Here is a 15,368-nt window from a genome sequence, read left to right as displayed (position 1 = left end):
AATCTCCCGCGTTACAACGTTGAAAGGCCGCAACAAAGTTACGGCCAAACTCATTACCAAGCTTGAGTAGACTTAAACTTCTCAATACCTGCTTTGATTTCACCTTCGATGGTGTCGTTGTAATCGCCTGTTTCATTGATTTTCGCCATGAGATCAGCGTGTTCGCTGTTGAAGTAGCTTAATAATGCTTCTTCAAAGTCCTGAATTTTGCTGTTATCAACACCTTTCAGGAAGCCTTTCTCTGCTGCATAGATAGAAACACCCATTTCTGCAACACTCATTGGCGCATATTGGTTCTGCTTCATCAATTCAGTTACACGTTGACCGTGTTCAAGCTGCTCACGTGTTGCTTCGTCTAGGTCAGAAGCGAACTGAGCGAATGCCGCCAATTCACGATACTGAGCTAGTGCAAGACGAATACCGCCGCCCAACTTCTTGATGATTTTAGTTTGTGCAGCACCACCAACACGAGATACCGAGATACCTGCGTTCACAGCTGGGCGAATACCCGCGTTGAACAAGTCAGTTTCCAAGAAAATCTGACCGTCGGTAATTGAAATTACGTTGGTAGGTACGAATGCAGAAACGTCACCTGCTTGCGTTTCAATGATAGGCAATGCAGTTAATGAACCTGTTTTACCTTTCACTTCACCCTTAGTGAACTTCTCAACGTAGTCAGCGTTTACACGAGCAGCACGTTCTAGCAAGCGAGAGTGAAGATAGAAAACGTCACCTGGGAATGCTTCACGTCCTGGTGGACGGCGTAGCAACAATGAAATTTGACGATAAGCAACAGCTTGCTTAGACAAATCATCGTATACGATTAGCGCGTCTTCACCGCGGTCGCGGAAGAACTCACCCATAGTACAACCAGAGTAAGCAGCCAAGTATTGTAGTGCAGCAGACTCAGAAGCCGATGCAGCAACAACGATGGTGTGCTCTAGTGCGCCGTGCTCTTCAAGTTTGCGTACCACGTTAGCGATAGTCGATGCCTTCTGACCGATTGCTACGTACACACACTTAATGCCAGTGCCTTTCTGGTTAATAATTGCGTCAACCGCCATTGCTGTTTTACCAGTCTGACGGTCACCGATGATCAGCTCACGCTGGCCACGGCCGATTGGAATCATCGAGTCAATCGCTTTGTAACCTGTTTGTACAGGCTCGTCTACTGATTGACGTTCGATAACGCCCGGTGCGATTTTTTCAACTGGCTCATAGCCATCAGCGTCGATTGCACCTTTACCGTCGATAGGCATACCAAGCGTGTTTACCACGCGGCCTAACAATGCACGTCCTACAGGTACTTCAAGAATACGACCCGTAGATTTAACTTTTACACCTTCTTGCAGGTCCCCATAAGGACCCATAACTACCGCACCTACAGAGTCACGCTCTAGGTTCAATGCGATAGCATAGCGATTGCCAGGAAGCTCAACCATTTCACCCTGCATACAGTCAGCTAATCCAGTAATACGGATAATGCCGTCTGTTACAGCAGTGATAGTACCTTCGTTGCGAGCTTCGCTAACAACTTCGAACTGGTCTATACGTTTTTTGATCAGTTCTGCAATTTCATTTGAATTCAGTTGCATGCTCTCGTCCCCGATTATGACTGCAGTGTATTGGCAAGCCTTGAAAGCTTGCTGCGTAATGTACTGTCGATGACTAAGTCACCGGCTTTAATTAGCAACCCACCAACTGTGGTTGGGTCGACACTGCAATTGAGCTTAACTTTACGTTCGAGTCGTTTTTCCAATGCTTGAATAAGGCTCTTTTCATGAGCTTTAGTCAATTTCACCGCAGACGTTACATCTACAGTTACTTCTTTGTTGTAATCTGCACGAAGCTCGCCGAATAAACGGGCAACTTCAGGTAACGCATGAATACGATCATTGGATGCCATCATCTTCACAAGATTCTGGCCCTTCTCGTCGAGCTGTTCGCCACACACACCAAGAAAAACTTCTAATGCGTGTTCGCGATTCAAAGCGCCTTTAAGAAAAACCTGCATTTCTTTGTTTTGTTCCACTTCAGAAGCGAACGCCAACATTTCATGCCATTTTTCAATCGCGCCCTGCTCAACAGCAAAGTCAAAAGCTGCTTTAGCATAGGGGCGAGCGACCGTTGTGTATTCGGACATCTGCTCAACCCCCGTGATTACAATTCAGCGACAAGTTTTTCAACAATGTCGCTTTGCTTCTGTGCATCAATCTCGCGCTCGATGATTTTCTCTGCGCCAGCAACTGCCAATACAGCAACTTGCTTACGCAATTCTTCACGAACTCGACTGCGCTCAGCTTCCACTTCTGCATAACCGGAAGCGATAATTTTTTCGCGCTCTGCGTTACCGCGTTGAGTTTCCTCTTCAACTAATGCTGCAGCGCGTTTCTTCGCTTGCTCAATTAGTTCAGCTGCTTGTGTTTTTGCAGCTTTGAGTTCGTCATCGGCTTTCGCACGAGCGTCTTCGAGGTCTTTCTCTGCGCGTTCTGATGCCGCAAGACCGTCAGCAATTTTCTTCTGACGCTCTTCAATGGCGTTAATCAGTGGTGGCCATACGAACTTCATGCAGAAGATCACAAAGACCACGAACGCAATAGACTGACCAATCAGAGTAACGTTGATATTCACAACGGATCTCCTCTATGTTGGTGACCGTCGAGTGAAATTAGCCTAACAAACCTACGAATGGGTTAGCGAATACGAAGAATAGTGCAATACCTACACCGATCATCGCGATAGCATCCGTAAGACCTGCCATGATGAACATTTTAGTTTGAAGCTGAGAAGCTAGTTCTGGCTGACGCGCAGTAGCTTCTAAGAATTTACCGCCCATAAGACCGAAGCCGATAGCAGTACCCACAGCGCCTAAACCAATGATGATGGCAACAGCTAAGATTGTGTAAGAAACGACTAGTTCCATTGATATCTCCAGTTTTTCAGATAGTTAAAGTTAAAAATTAAAGTTAAAACAATTAAAACGCTTTACTAGAGGAGCAGGGTTAACCCCACTCCAAATTACTAATGTTTTTCACTCGCCATACTTAGGTATACCACTGTAAGCATCATGAAGATGAACGCTTGCAGTACGATAACCAAGATATGGAAAACAGCCCACGCGAAGTGCATTGGCAACTGCGCCAAACCTACCATCGCGATTAGAATGAAAATAAGCTCACCCGCATAAAGGTTACCAAACAAACGTAGTGACAAGCTTAATGGCTTCGCCAATAACGTTACGGTTTCAAGAACCAAGTTGAACGGGATCATCGACCAGTGATTAAACGGGTTCATAGTCAGTTCTTTTACAAAACCGCCCAACCCTTTATGTTTCACTGAGTAGAAAATAATTAGAACGAATACACCCAACGCTAACGCCAAAGTGGTGTTCAAGTCTGTTGTTGGAGCAGCTTTCATGTAGCTCCAAGGGTGCATCATGATAGTTTCGATAAACCCATAACCACCAAGAATAGATACTGCTGCCGCTTCTAGTTCTGCACCAGAAAGGCCAGCAAGTTGAGCTGCGTATTGCTCTTTGCCTGCCATGTACTCATACAACGCAGTAGGGTTTAAGTAGTAACCCAACGTACCCGCAAGTACAGGAACCCAGTCTACTGGAATCAGTTTCATCAGGTTCATAAGGAATACCCAGACAAAAATAGTCAGGGCAAGCGGGGCAATAACTTTGCTTTTCGCATGGAACGACTCTTTAACCGTTGTAGCAATAAACTCTACAACCATTTCGACAAAGCACTGAAGCTTGCCAGGCACGCCAACTGTCGCTCTACGACCTACGCGTGCAAAGAGCCAAATAAATAAAGCACCGAGTACAATACCAATACCCAACGAATCGACATGGAATGTCCAGAAGCCTTCACCGGCACTCGCGTTCGTTAAGTGGTGGTTGATGTAGTCAGTAGGATTCATCTTTCCTTCTGCAGCCATGTTTCACAACCCAAGTTAGTTAATTTTAAGATTTAAAAACGGTGTAATCCATTGCAGTACTGTTATGGCTATAAACACGGCAAATAAAGGAAACCACGGGCCGTTTAATATAACAAAAGCAATAACGAACAGTACTATGGTGAAAAGCATCTTCAGCATTTCACCTAAATAAAAACTCTGCACCACTTGTGATGCTGCGCGCGCTCCGCCAAAACGAAACATGTAATGCGCGAAAATCATGTTGGGGATAAGGCCAATACAAGCACCAGCAAATGCGGTTTTCGCACCTTCAATCCCGAATATTAGTCCCATCAGAGCTACCAAAATAGCAGCTGCTATGGCTTGTACCAGTAACACCGTTCTAGCTATACGGCGACCCTTCTGATTCAGCATATTATTATTTTGAACTGTCATTGCTGAAACCTAGTTATGGGTTTGCGATACACGTACTAAAAACTGCGCCGATTATAAAGTTTTAGCGCCAAAATGCAACCTAAGTCGCGTCGAAATAGCCCTTGCACAGACTGGCTTTCACAGATTGATTAAAAAACAATTAACAAAACCAATACATTAAAGTCGAATTTCGAAAAACTAGCTGTACTTTAAGACATACCTTATGAAAGGTGTTCAAGAATCCCGTCAAGTTCATCAAGACTATTGTACGAGATCACCATTTTGCCTTTCCCTTTCCGATTGTGACTTATACTTACTTTCGCACCAATCCGATCAGCTAGGTCACGCTCTAATTTTTGTACATCAGCGTCTGGTTTTTGAGGTTCTTTCTTAGAGGTAGGGTTTAACGCGGTGTTGACTAATTTTTCAGACTCACGAACCGTTAAGCCTTTCGCTACAATAACTCGCGCTAATTCGCTTTGCTGTTCGCCCTCAACGGCCAACAACACTTTTGCATGGCCAAGCTCAATGTCGCCACGTTCTAAATGAGTTCGAACATCGTCGTTTAGTTGCAGTACACGAAGTAAATTGGTCACTGTAGTTCGTGACTTACCCACTGCTTCTGCAACAGCTTGGTGGGTCATATCAAATTCTTCAATAAGGCGTTGAAGTGCGAAAGCCTCTTCCAGCGCATTTAAGTCCTCTCGCTGAATATTCTCGATAAGCGCTATAGCTACAGCAGCTTCGTCGGGTACGTCTTTTACTAAGCAAGGTACAACGTCTAAACGCGCAAGTTGAGATGCTCTCCAACGACGCTCACCGGCAATAATTTCGTATTGATCGTTACCAACTGGGCGAACCACGATAGGCTGAATAATACCTTGCGCTTTAATAGAGCTTGCTAACTCTTCTAACGCTTCAGGCGACATATCTTTACGAGGCTGATAACGACCAGGACGTAAAAATTCTACCGGTAGCTTTCGTAATTCGCCTTTTTCGCTAACCACAGATTCATTCGACTGTTCTTGCTCATGACGAGCGGCTGCGTTAGCACTGGTCGTAAGTAACGCGTCGAGTCCTCTTCCTAAGCCACGTTTTTTAGTCGTCATTTTTTATCCTCAAGAAGCTTTTTGTGTGGTTTCGTCTCGGCGAATCACTTCACCTGCGAGCGCAAGATAAGCGCGACTACCTGTCGAACCTTTGTCGTAATACATGGCCGGTGCACCGAAACTAGGTGCTTCAGCTAAGCGCACATTGCGTGGAATAACCGTGCGGTAAACTTTATCTCCGAAGTGATTCTTCAGCTGTTCTGAAACGTCGTTTGCCAAACGATTACGCGGGTCGTACATGGTTCTTAGCAACCCTTCAATCTGTAAATTAGGATTCACTACCGCAGCAAGTTGGTCGATGGTGTCCAGAAGTGCAGTTAAACCTTCGAGTGCGTAATACTCGCACTGCATCGGAACCATTATAGAGTCTGCCGCAGCCATAGCGTTCACGGTAAGCAAGTTAAGCGAAGGAGGGCAGTCAATAAATATATAATCGTAGTGGTCACGAACAGGCTCTAACGCTCTGCGAAGCTTGGTTTCACGAGCAAATACGTCCATTAACTTTATTTCGGCAGCGGTAGCGTCGCTATTGGCCGCGATGAGATCATATTTACCGCTAGTTTCTGAAACCACAACGTCTTTTAAAGGTTCGTCTTCAACTAGAAGGTTAAAAATCGTTTTTTCGACTTCATACTTGTCAACGCCACTGCCCATAGTTGCGTTGCCTTGTGGGTCTAGGTCTATCAGTAAAACTTTGCGACGAGTTGCTGCCATAGACGCAGCAAGATTCACCGCGGTCGTTGTTTTTCCAACGCCGCCTTTTTGATTAGCAATCGCGATGACTTTTCCCACAATCGAATACCTTTTACAGGACTTATAATTATTCTGAATTTGCTGGCGAGATAACTACTACATGCCTTGCAGCGTCTAATTGAGGTACTGCAATAGGGTAGGTTTCCCGAACTTTAAAAGGTGCTTTAACTTGCTCAAACTCTGCTTCGTCGAGCTGGCCTTTCAATGCCACAAACACGCCTTTGTCTGACAGCAAATGATGACACCAGCCGAGCATGTCTGCAAGTGATGCGAATGCGCGACTGACGATACTGTCGAAGCCGCCTTCAAAAGCATAGTCTTCAACGCGTGATTGTACCGCAGTTACATTGTTTAATTTCAGTAAATGTACCACTTGGCGGATAAAAGAAATTCTTTTGCCTAAGCTGTCGAGCAGTACAAATTCTTTTTCGGGGTTCAAAATAGCAAGCGGCAAACCAGGTAAGCCAGGACCAGTGCCAACGTCGATAACCTTATCACCGTGTAAATGAGGGCTAACCGCAATACTGTCTAGAATATGGCGAACCAACATGTCTTCAGGGTTGCGCACCGAAGTTAAGTTGTAGGCGTTATTCCATTTGTGTAGTTGTTCCAGCAAAACCACAAGCTGTTGTTGCTGTTCTTTGGTTACCGACAAATATTTCAGTTCTTCGGCGCGTAATGCTTCAGACAATTGTTGTTCAATCACTTGCTTTGGAAAGGGAGTCGATTTACGCATTAGGCGAGTTTCTTCTCCGTTTTACGCAACAAACCCTGCTTCTTAAGATGCACAAGTAACATGGAAATAGCCGCCGGCGTTATGCCAGAGATACGCATAGCTTGCCCAATAGTTTCAGGCTGATGCGACGCTAGCTTGGCAACAACTTCATTCGACAATCCAGAAATAGAACCGTAGTCGAAGTTTGCTGGTAGTTTGGTGTTTTCGTGACGAATTGTTTTTGCAATTTCATCAACCTGACGTGAAATATAGCCCGCATATTTAATTTGAACTTCAACTTGTTCTGCAGCCTGAGGGTCAGACTCAACCAAGCCAGGACCGATACCTTCAACCGACATAAGATCGTTGTATTTCATCTCAGGTCTGCGAATAAGTTCTTCTAAATTAGCTTCTTTAGAAATAGGGCTTTTCAACATGGTGTTTAACGACTCTACCGCCGCATGGTCTTTATGCACCCAAGTAGAACGCAAACGTTGTTTTTCTTGCTCAATATTTTCCATTTTTGCTTCGAAACGAGCAAAACGTTCGTCGTCAACTAAGCCTAGCTCACGACCTTTTGCAGTTAAACGTATATCTGCGTTGTCTTCGCGTAGTAGTAACCTGTATTCAGCACGCGAGGTAAACATACGGTAGGGTTCTTTGGTGCCTAATGTTGCTAAGTCGTCTATGAGCACACCTGTGTAGGCCTCATCACGGCGAGGTGTCCAAGACTCTTTACCTTGAACTGCCAATGCTGCATTCATACCCGCGACTAAGCCTTGTGCACCAGCTTCTTCGTAACCGGTTGTACCGTTAATTTGACCTGCAAAATATAACCCCTCAATAAACTTAGACTCTAGCGACTGTTTTAAGTCTCTAGGATCAAAGAAGTCATATTCAATGGCGTAGCCCGGGCGCGTAATATGCGCGTTTTCGAAACCGCGAATAGAATGCACAAGTTCGACTTGCACGTCGTACGGCAAACTCGTGGAAATACCATTTGGGTAAAGTTCTTGGGTATTTAGTCCTTCGGGTTCAACAAAAATTTGATGCGAATTTTTGTCTGCAAAACGCATAACTTTGTCTTCGATAGACGGACAATAGCGCGGGCCCACACCCTCAATTACGCCAGAGTACATAGGCGATCGGTCTAAGCCACTGCGAATTACGTCATGGGTTTGATCGTTAGTATGGGTAATAAAACAACTAATTTGCTGCGGATGATCTTCAGATTTACCCATGTAAGAAAAAATTGGTGTTGGGAAATCACCGGGTTGTTCCTGCATTACGCTAAAATCAACAGACTTAGCATCAATTCTTGGCGGTGTACCTGTTTTAAGACGATCAACACGTAGAGGTAATGCACGCAGACGTTCTGCCAACGCAATCGCGGGCGGATCACCAGCGCGGCCGCCTTTGTATTGAGAAAGTCCAATGTGAATTTGACCACCCAAGAATGTTCCAACGGTAAGCACCACGCGTGAAGCAAGGAATTTCAGCCCCATTTGCGTAACAACGCCTTCAACACGAGGGCCTTGGCCTGTTTCTGAAACGATTAAGTCGTCGCAAGACTGTTGGAATATTTTAAGATTCGGTTGGCTTTCAAGAGCTTGGCGAATGTAATTGCGATACAGCGCTCGGTCTGCTTGAGCACGCGTAGCTCTTACTGCAGGTCCTTTTGACGCATTTAAGGTTCTGAATTGAATACCCGCATGGTCAGCACCGCGCGCCATAATTCCGCCTAGAGCGTCGATTTCTTTAACCAAATGACCTTTACCTATACCGCCAATAGCAGGGTTGCAGCTCATTTGGCCTAAAGTGTCGATGTTATGCGTAAGCAGTAGCGTGCTTTGCCCCATACGCGCAGCAGCAAGTGCAGCTTCAGTGCCTGCATGGCCTCCGCCGATCACAATTACATCAAAACGCATATCTGAACTCATAACTTACCTTTCAACACTTTTTAAAACTTGCATGAACTCTTGTGCAGCTGAATAGAACAAAGAGCTCGTAGATTTTTGCTTAAAGACTTATCAATCACTTACCAAATGTTCCGTAAAGAGAGCTTCAAGCTAGCCGAATATTATAACTCGGATCGGGGTTGGGAATAAATGATCAATCTATCGGTTATTTCTGAAATGCTAATTTCGGTTTCTAAGCGATGGTAGTAAAAATATATATATATTTATTTATAAAAGATTATTACTACTATTATTAGCTTCGCTATTTTCTGTGGGAAACCCAAATTTTTCTATATAAATAAGTTAGTTAAAGACTAAGTTTGGTTGTGATCAACTCGCTATGATCAGTATGAATATCCAGTAGGAAAAATCGAGGCTTTTCCACAATTGAAGTTATCCCCAAATTTATACCTCGATCAGATCACATTTAAGATCATAGTTTATCCACACGATCTTATTTCGGTAGATATGAACGTGAATTATATGTGGATAAGATCGTTCTAATTGGTCGATAATCTTATTTATCTGGATTTTAACTGTGGAAAAGATCTATTCACGACTACGCTATTTTATCGATCCACTGAGCTAACCACTGTATCGCGGAAGTTTCAGGTTCTAGGTCGAACATCATGTCTATTTCTAAAACATCATGTATAGGCACACCGCCGAGACTTTGAACAAGTGCGTCTGTGTCTCGGCCAGCTTGGCAAAATGTATCGTAGCTCGAGTCACCAATAGCGATAATGGCAAACTTAATATTGGAGAGATCAGGCTTTTCTTGGTTCAGTTGTTCCATAAAACCCTCAATACTTTCTGCATATTCACCTGCACCATGAGTTGCAACACAGAATAACCAAATGCCTTGTTTAGTCACTTCCGGTAAATTCGGAGCGTCGTGAAACGTGGTGGTGAAACCTTTTTGTTGAATCTCAGTTTCAAGTTCTGAAGCCAAAAACTCTGTGTTTCCTGCCGTCGTGCCAACCAATATTTCAATATGTTCTGCCATATAGTACTCCGTTTCCTATTTTTAATAGGTGAAAGTTCTTTAGCGCTATTTTAGCAAACTTAGCGCGACAAAAAGAGTTGAAATGGTTGAGATCACTTTACGCGGTGCGTATCATTTGCACTCTTTTCTATTTGGTTCCTTGCCTAATTAAGGTCATTAACGCCAAATAAACTATGTTTTTTAGCATGTATTGAGTGAAAGTACTGTGAAATAGTTAAAAATTCAGTTTTTTTACTCTACCTAATCTTATTGAAGTGGCGAAAGGCTGATTATTTCTAGTTTTTAGCTACATTTAACACTTGGTTATTTTGCAATCACTTGCTCAAAGTACCGTATCAAACGACACAAACACTTGGAAAACCGTTATGAAAAGTAATTGGAAAAAGGAATGGTTTGGCACCATTCGCGCAGACGTTCTTGCTGGAATGGTTGTTGCGTTAGCGCTCATTCCAGAAGCAATCGCGTTCTCTATTATTGCAGGCGTCGACCCGAAAGTGGGTTTATATGCGTCTTTTTGTATTTGTGTCGTTATGGCGTTTATTGGTGGTCGTCCTGGGCAAATATCGGCGGCTACTGGTGCAATGGCCTTGTTAATGGTTACCTTGGTGAAAGAGCATGGACTTGAATATCTATTAGCAGCAACCATTTTAACCGGTGTTATTCAGCTTATATTTGGCCTTCTTAAGCTGGGTAGCCTTATGCGTTTTGTGTCACGCTCTGTGGTTACTGGGTTTGTGAATGCCTTAGCAATACTTATTTTTATGGCGCAATTGCCAGAGCTTATTAACGTAACCTGGCATGTATATGCCCTAACTGCCGCAGGTTTGGCGATTATTTATGGTTTACCTAGAATCACTAAGATAGTGCCTTCACCGCTAGTAACCATAGTTTTACTTACTGCGGTAACTATCTACTTTGGTATCGACGTGCGTACTGTAGGTGACATGGGCGAACTCCCAGACAGCTTACCGGTATTCTTCTTACCGAATATTCCGCTTAACCTCGAAACGTTAGAGATTATTCTACCTTACGCATTCCCACTGGCGATTGTGGGTTTACTTGAGTCGATGATGACGCAAACCATCGTTGATGACTTAACAGACACCAAGTCCGACAGAAATAAAGAATGTCGTGGCCAAGGTATTGCTAATATTGGTGCGGGTTTAATGGGCGGCATGGCTGGTTGTGCAATGATCGGGCAATCCGTTATTAACGTGAAGTCGGGTGGTCGCGGTCGCCTCTCAATGTTAGTTGCCGGTGTCGGCCTCATTATCTTGGTTGTGTTTTTAAGTGACTGGGTGCGTCAAATACCGATGGCTGCGTTAGTAGCAGTCATGATTATGGTGTCGATTGGTACGTTTAGCTGGCAGTCGATTAAAGACCTAAAGAAGCACCCTATGAGTACCAATGTGGTGATGATAGCCACAGTGGTTATTGTGGTATGGACGCATAATCTAGCGTTAGGTGTGTTTATTGGTGTGCTACTGGCGGCGCTTTTCTTCGCGGCTAAAGTGGGTAATTACATGCATATTTCTTCAACGCTTTCTAAAGACGGAGAACATCGGGAATATCAGGTTATTGGTCAGGTATTCTTTAGTTCCTCTGAGAAGTTCGCGGAATCTTTTGATTTTGGAGAAGCGCTTGCTAAAGTGACCATTGATTTAGACCGAGCACACTTCTGGGACATTACGTCTGTAGCTGCGTTAGACAAAGTCGTACTGAAGTTTCGCCGTGAAGGTACGGAAGTTGAAGTTAAAGGCATGAACAAAGCAACAGCTACCGTAGTCGACAAATTCGGTGTTGCAGATAAGCCAGATGCTATTGACAAGCTTATGGACCATTAAGGAGATTGAACATGACTACACATACTGTTGCATGTATTGACGGTTCATCATTAAGTGATGTGGTTTCCGACTATGCGGCTTGGTCTGCAAAGCGATTAAACAATTCATTAGTGCTGCTTAACGTGTTAGACGACCCTCGCGGAGTCGACGAGTCTGACTTTAGCGGCAACATTGGTATGGACGAGCGCCAGCGGTTACTCTCTGAATTGGCAGAACTTGAAGAAAAGCGAGCTAAGCTGTCGCGCCAACAAGGACATACCTTTTTAGAAGCCGCAAAAACCCATGTGGAAAAAACAATTGCCGAGCCACTACTGCGCCAGCGCCATGGTGATCTAGTAGATGCTTTATTAGAAATTGAAGATGAAATCAGATTGTTAGTCATTGGCAAACAAGGCAAACGTGGTAATGGCGTAGGTCAGAAAATTGGTCACCAAGTAGAGCGCGTTATTCGTGCGATGACCAAACCGGTGTGGGTAGTGAGTGGTGAGTTTAAAGCGCCTGAAAAAATCATGATTGCATACGACCACAGTGCTACAGCCAAGAAAGCCGTAGATATGGTTGCAGGAAGCCCGTTATTCCGCGAATTACCCGTAGACTTGGTTATGGTGGATAATGACTCTATTGAACATCAGTCACAAGTTAACGAAGCCGCGGAAAAGCTAAAAAGTGAAGGTTTCTCAGTAACCACGCACATCATTCAAGGAGAAGTAGAGTCGGCAATTAATAGCTTCGCCGAAACTAATCAAATTGATGCCATTATTATGGGTGCCTATGGTCATTCGAGAATTCGTGAATTCCTAGTAGGAAGCCATACCAATGCTCTTATTGGTAGCGCTAAGGTTCCTCTACTATTGCTGCGGTAAAGTGATTAGCCATGGAGTATTGGCTCGACAAACTTGCTTGGATTGAACCCTGGTTGCCCTGGATAGTGAGCATAAGTGTGCTCATTATCCTGCTGTCACTTGTGTTGGTTCCAATGCTTGTCATAAAAATGCCCACTGACTATTTTGTTGAAAAGAGTCGGCCAAGGCATTGGACCTTATCGCGCAGGCTTTTGTACCTCATTAGAAACTTATTCGCACTTATATTGCTATGTGCAGGCATACTTATGCTCGTGTTGCCTGGGCAAGGGCTACTCACTATTTTACTCGCAGTAGTTATTTCTGACGTACCTGGGAAGTTCTACGTGGAACGTTGGCTAGTTTCCCACAAAAGTGTAATGCGGGCGTTAAATTGGATACGTAGGCGTTACAACAGGCCTGAACTAATTAGTCCGCTATAGGCTCTTCGATAAATTTCAAAGATACAGCCTGTCCTGTTGAATTCATGCCGCTCACAAACCAGTGTTTATTGATTGGGTTCTGAGTAACACGTCCTTTCAATTCGTATGTTTCTCCGTTGTCGAATTCAACCTCTAACGTGCATGGGTGGTTGGCTTCCTTTTTAAAATGAAACACCTCAACCCGAATGGGCTGAGGTGTCTTTTCTGCACGTCTTCTTTTGTGCCAACTTAGTTGGCGTATTTCAAAGGGCATGTTTAGTCTTTTGCTGCGTTGTCCACAAACAGGGCAATAGCGCCGTCGCCCGTTACGTTACACGCCGTACCGAAGCTGTCTTGCGCCATGTAAAGCGCAATCATGAGTGCTATGGCGCTGTCGCCAAAACCGAGCATAGAGCCCAATAAGCCCACTGCTGACATTACTGCACCACCTGGAACACCCGGTGCAGCAAGCATGACTAAACCAAGCATAAAAATGAACGGAAGCATGGTAAGTAATGAAGGTACTTCTAAACTGCCATGTAAAACCATTACCGCAACAGCACAACTGACGATGGTAATGGTTGAGCCTGCTAAGTGCGTAGTTGCACAAAGTGGAACGGTAAAGTTGGCCACTTCATCTTTAACTTTATTGTTTTTCACTGCTTGTAGCGTTACTGGAATAGTTGCCGCACTCGACATTGTTCCTAGCGCCGTGAAGTATGCAGGAAGCATATTTTTAATGAGAAACAATGGTGATTTACCCGCCTTAGCACCTGCCATAAGAAACATCACGGTAAGGTAAACCCAGTGCAGTACTACGGCTAACACAAGAATAATGCCGAAGGTTTTTAGTGTTTCAAATACAGTGCCACTAGAGGCCATCTCAGCGAATACGCCGGCAATATAAACCGGTAGTAGTGGAATAATGATTTTCACGAGCACACGTTCAATAATGCCGCGGCCCTCGTCGCTAATGGTATGAAGCTGATTAGCGTTGGTTGCGTTAATACCCAGACCAAGAATAAATGCTAAAACCAAAGCGGTCATGACGCCAAATACCGGTGTAACGTCGATAGTAATTAACGGCTCTAAAGCTTGCGCTGCTGCTTGGGTAAGTTCGCGACTTTCGTTGGCCAACATAGGCACCACAAAAGAGGCCACAAGAAATGCCCCTACACCGGCAATAATGGTTGAAAGGTAAGCTATGCCTAACGTTCTACCTAATAATCTGCCAGAGTTTTTCGGCAGTCCAGCAATACCACTGGTAATAAAGAATAGAATAAGTAGTGGAATAATGAAGAATAGCAATTCGCCGAAAAGCGACTTGAAGGTAATTAAAATGCGCGTAAGCACGTCTGGTGCAAACAAACCAATAAGTGTACCGGCAACAATACCGATCACGAGTTTAATGATTAACCCCATAATGAATTCTCGTTGTTGTTAGGAGAGTGGCAGAAGCATAACACGGGTTATGCGTGTGTCGCATCCGACCTGATAAGGCTTTCAGCAATAAATCGATTACCAGCATTCTCGCCTTGCCGATACCCCATATCTAATGCAGAAAGCTCCATAGTAAAGCGCGATACCGGGAAGTTAGACGGCGGCGCAATAATGTTGATGTCGCAGTCTTTGGGTGGGTTAGCAATAAATTCGAGTGCCTCATTGTATTGAGTGCCTCTACGCACAACGGCTTCAAACAAAGCTGGGTGGTCTTTGAATAAGGGTTTAAGTAAGCCGGGAAAACGGTCAGAGTTTTTCTTAAAACCAAGCGGTTGCGACAATATCACCGTAATTTGTTTAGCTCCCTGTTCGTACGCATGGACCACCGGAATAGAATCGGCAAGTCCGCCGTCAGTCATAGGTTCTTCTTCAATAGGTGGAAACTCCCGGAAAACTACCGGCATAGCGCAAGACGCTGGGAAAAGATCAACAAGGTTGTCTTTGTTGGCCGTGAAATAACAAGCTTCACCGGTTTTAACACTGGTGGTGACTACTGTAAGTGGAATTTTACGCTTCATAAAAGCGTCGATGTCGAGTGGAAGCTCGTCTAACGAACTATGCCAAAGCCAACTTACGTCACAAAAGTGTCCGCCTCTTAAATAGCGGCGAATGTTCATGAATTCGTCGCGGCGAGCATATTCGGTAATTATTTTATAGCTACGCTGATAATTCCCGGCCAAATAACCAATAGAGTTGGTTGAACCTGCTGAAACACCAACGACAGCGTCAAACGGGTAAAAGTCTTGCTCTATAAAAGCGTCTAACACGCCAGCAGCAAAAATACCTCGCATAGCACCACCTTCAACCACTAAGGTATGCTTACGGTCGCTGTCTACGGGTTCGTCGGTAGTTTCAATGAGTGGCTCAGCCATGTGACTCCTTGT

17 protein-coding genes are annotated in these 15,368 nt (G+C 44.4%); 3 read left to right on the top strand and 14 right to left on the bottom strand.

Annotation, left to right across the window (positions count from 1 at the left end; translation table 11 throughout):
* Positions 1-53: 53 nt before the first annotated feature.
* The 11 genes from atpA to DQX04_RS09140 all read right to left on the bottom strand — a co-directional run bounded on the left by atpA (position 54) and on the right by DQX04_RS09140 (position 9,879).
* Entirely contained in the window at positions 54-1,595 is a 1,542-nt protein-coding gene (gene atpA, locus DQX04_RS09190; RefSeq protein ID WP_111915583.1) for a F0F1 ATP synthase subunit alpha, read from the bottom strand.
* A gap of 14 nt (positions 1,596-1,609) precedes the next feature.
* On the bottom strand, positions 1,610-2,143 hold the full coding sequence (gene atpH / locus DQX04_RS09185; RefSeq protein ID WP_111915582.1) for a F0F1 ATP synthase subunit delta: 534 nt from the start codon (positions 2,141-2,143) through the stop codon (positions 1,610-1,612).
* A gap of 17 nt (positions 2,144-2,160) precedes the next feature.
* Positions 2,161-2,631: a F0F1 ATP synthase subunit B gene (gene atpF / locus DQX04_RS09180; protein ID WP_111915581.1), complete on the bottom strand. Its 471-nt coding sequence runs from the start codon at positions 2,629-2,631 to the stop codon at positions 2,161-2,163.
* Positions 2,632-2,668: 37 nt separating this feature from the next.
* Positions 2,669-2,923 (bottom strand): F0F1 ATP synthase subunit C, encoded by a 255-nt coding sequence (gene atpE / locus DQX04_RS09175; RefSeq protein ID WP_111915580.1) that lies wholly within the window; start codon positions 2,921-2,923, stop codon positions 2,669-2,671.
* A 98-nt stretch (positions 2,924-3,021) separates the two neighbouring features.
* Positions 3,022-3,945, bottom strand: a complete 924-nt coding sequence (gene atpB / locus DQX04_RS09170) for a F0F1 ATP synthase subunit A (protein WP_111915579.1) — start codon at positions 3,943-3,945, stop codon at positions 3,022-3,024.
* 15 nt (positions 3,946-3,960) lie between these two features.
* Positions 3,961-4,359 (bottom strand): ATP synthase subunit I, encoded by a 399-nt coding sequence (locus DQX04_RS09165; RefSeq protein ID WP_207801097.1) that lies wholly within the window; start codon positions 4,357-4,359, stop codon positions 3,961-3,963.
* Between the two features lie 200 nt (positions 4,360-4,559).
* A complete protein-coding gene (locus DQX04_RS09160; protein WP_111915578.1) occupies positions 4,560-5,447 on the bottom strand; it encodes a ParB/RepB/Spo0J family partition protein in 888 nt (295 codons plus the stop codon).
* A gap of 9 nt (positions 5,448-5,456) precedes the next feature.
* Positions 5,457-6,239, bottom strand: coding sequence for a ParA family protein (locus DQX04_RS09155; RefSeq protein ID WP_111915577.1), 783 nt, complete (start codon positions 6,237-6,239; stop codon positions 5,457-5,459).
* A 28-nt stretch (positions 6,240-6,267) separates the two neighbouring features.
* Positions 6,268-6,903 (bottom strand): 16S rRNA (guanine(527)-N(7))-methyltransferase RsmG, encoded by a 636-nt coding sequence (rsmG, locus tag DQX04_RS09150; protein WP_370443887.1) that lies wholly within the window; start codon positions 6,901-6,903, stop codon positions 6,268-6,270.
* A 32-nt stretch (positions 6,904-6,935) separates the two neighbouring features.
* Positions 6,936-8,855, bottom strand: a complete 1,920-nt coding sequence (gene mnmG / locus DQX04_RS09145; protein ID WP_111915575.1) for a tRNA uridine-5-carboxymethylaminomethyl(34) synthesis enzyme MnmG — start codon at positions 8,853-8,855, stop codon at positions 6,936-6,938.
* A gap of 577 nt (positions 8,856-9,432) precedes the next feature.
* Positions 9,433-9,879, bottom strand: coding sequence for a flavodoxin domain-containing protein (locus tag DQX04_RS09140; protein WP_111915574.1), 447 nt, complete (start codon positions 9,877-9,879; stop codon positions 9,433-9,435).
* 365 nt (positions 9,880-10,244) lie between these two features.
* On the opposite strand from DQX04_RS09140, the gene DQX04_RS09135 reads away from it, so the two are divergent.
* The 3 genes from DQX04_RS09135 to DQX04_RS09125 are packed head-to-tail and all read left to right on the top strand — an operon-like array spanning position 10,245 to position 13,005.
* Positions 10,245-11,723 (top strand): SulP family inorganic anion transporter, encoded by a 1,479-nt coding sequence (locus DQX04_RS09135; RefSeq protein ID WP_111915573.1) that lies wholly within the window; start codon positions 10,245-10,247, stop codon positions 11,721-11,723.
* An 11-nt stretch (positions 11,724-11,734) separates the two neighbouring features.
* Positions 11,735-12,586 carry a universal stress protein gene (locus DQX04_RS09130; protein WP_111915572.1) on the top strand — a complete coding sequence of 284 codons (852 nt, stop codon included), beginning with the start codon at positions 11,735-11,737 and terminating at the stop codon, positions 12,584-12,586.
* A gap of 11 nt (positions 12,587-12,597) precedes the next feature.
* A complete protein-coding gene (locus tag DQX04_RS09125; protein ID WP_111915571.1) occupies positions 12,598-13,005 on the top strand; it encodes a hypothetical protein in 408 nt (135 codons plus the stop codon).
* Here the strand turns inward: DQX04_RS09125 and DQX04_RS09120 are convergent.
* Genes DQX04_RS09120 through DQX04_RS09110 form a run of 3 tightly spaced genes read right to left on the bottom strand, consistent with a single transcriptional unit; the run spans position 12,992 to position 15,356 of the window.
* Positions 12,992-13,258: a hypothetical protein gene (locus DQX04_RS09120; protein WP_111915570.1), complete on the bottom strand. Its 267-nt coding sequence runs from the start codon at positions 13,256-13,258 to the stop codon at positions 12,992-12,994. The two genes, DQX04_RS09125 and DQX04_RS09120, sit on opposite strands and share 14 nt — an antisense overlap.
* Before the next feature lie 2 nt (positions 13,259-13,260).
* Positions 13,261-14,406, bottom strand: a complete 1,146-nt coding sequence (locus tag DQX04_RS09115; protein WP_111915569.1) for a dicarboxylate/amino acid:cation symporter — start codon at positions 14,404-14,406, stop codon at positions 13,261-13,263.
* A 47-nt stretch (positions 14,407-14,453) separates the two neighbouring features.
* Complete coding sequence (locus DQX04_RS09110) at positions 14,454-15,356, bottom strand: patatin family protein (protein ID WP_111915568.1); 903 nt, start codon at positions 15,354-15,356, stop codon at positions 14,454-14,456.
* Positions 15,357-15,368 lie beyond the last annotated feature (12 nt).

Origin of the sequence: Aliidiomarina sp. B3213, assembly GCF_003290085.1 — a bacterium.
In the GTDB taxonomy this organism is placed as follows: Bacteria; Pseudomonadota; Gammaproteobacteria; order Enterobacterales; family Alteromonadaceae; genus Aliidiomarina.
This window is presented reverse-complemented; position numbering and strand designations above follow the sequence as displayed.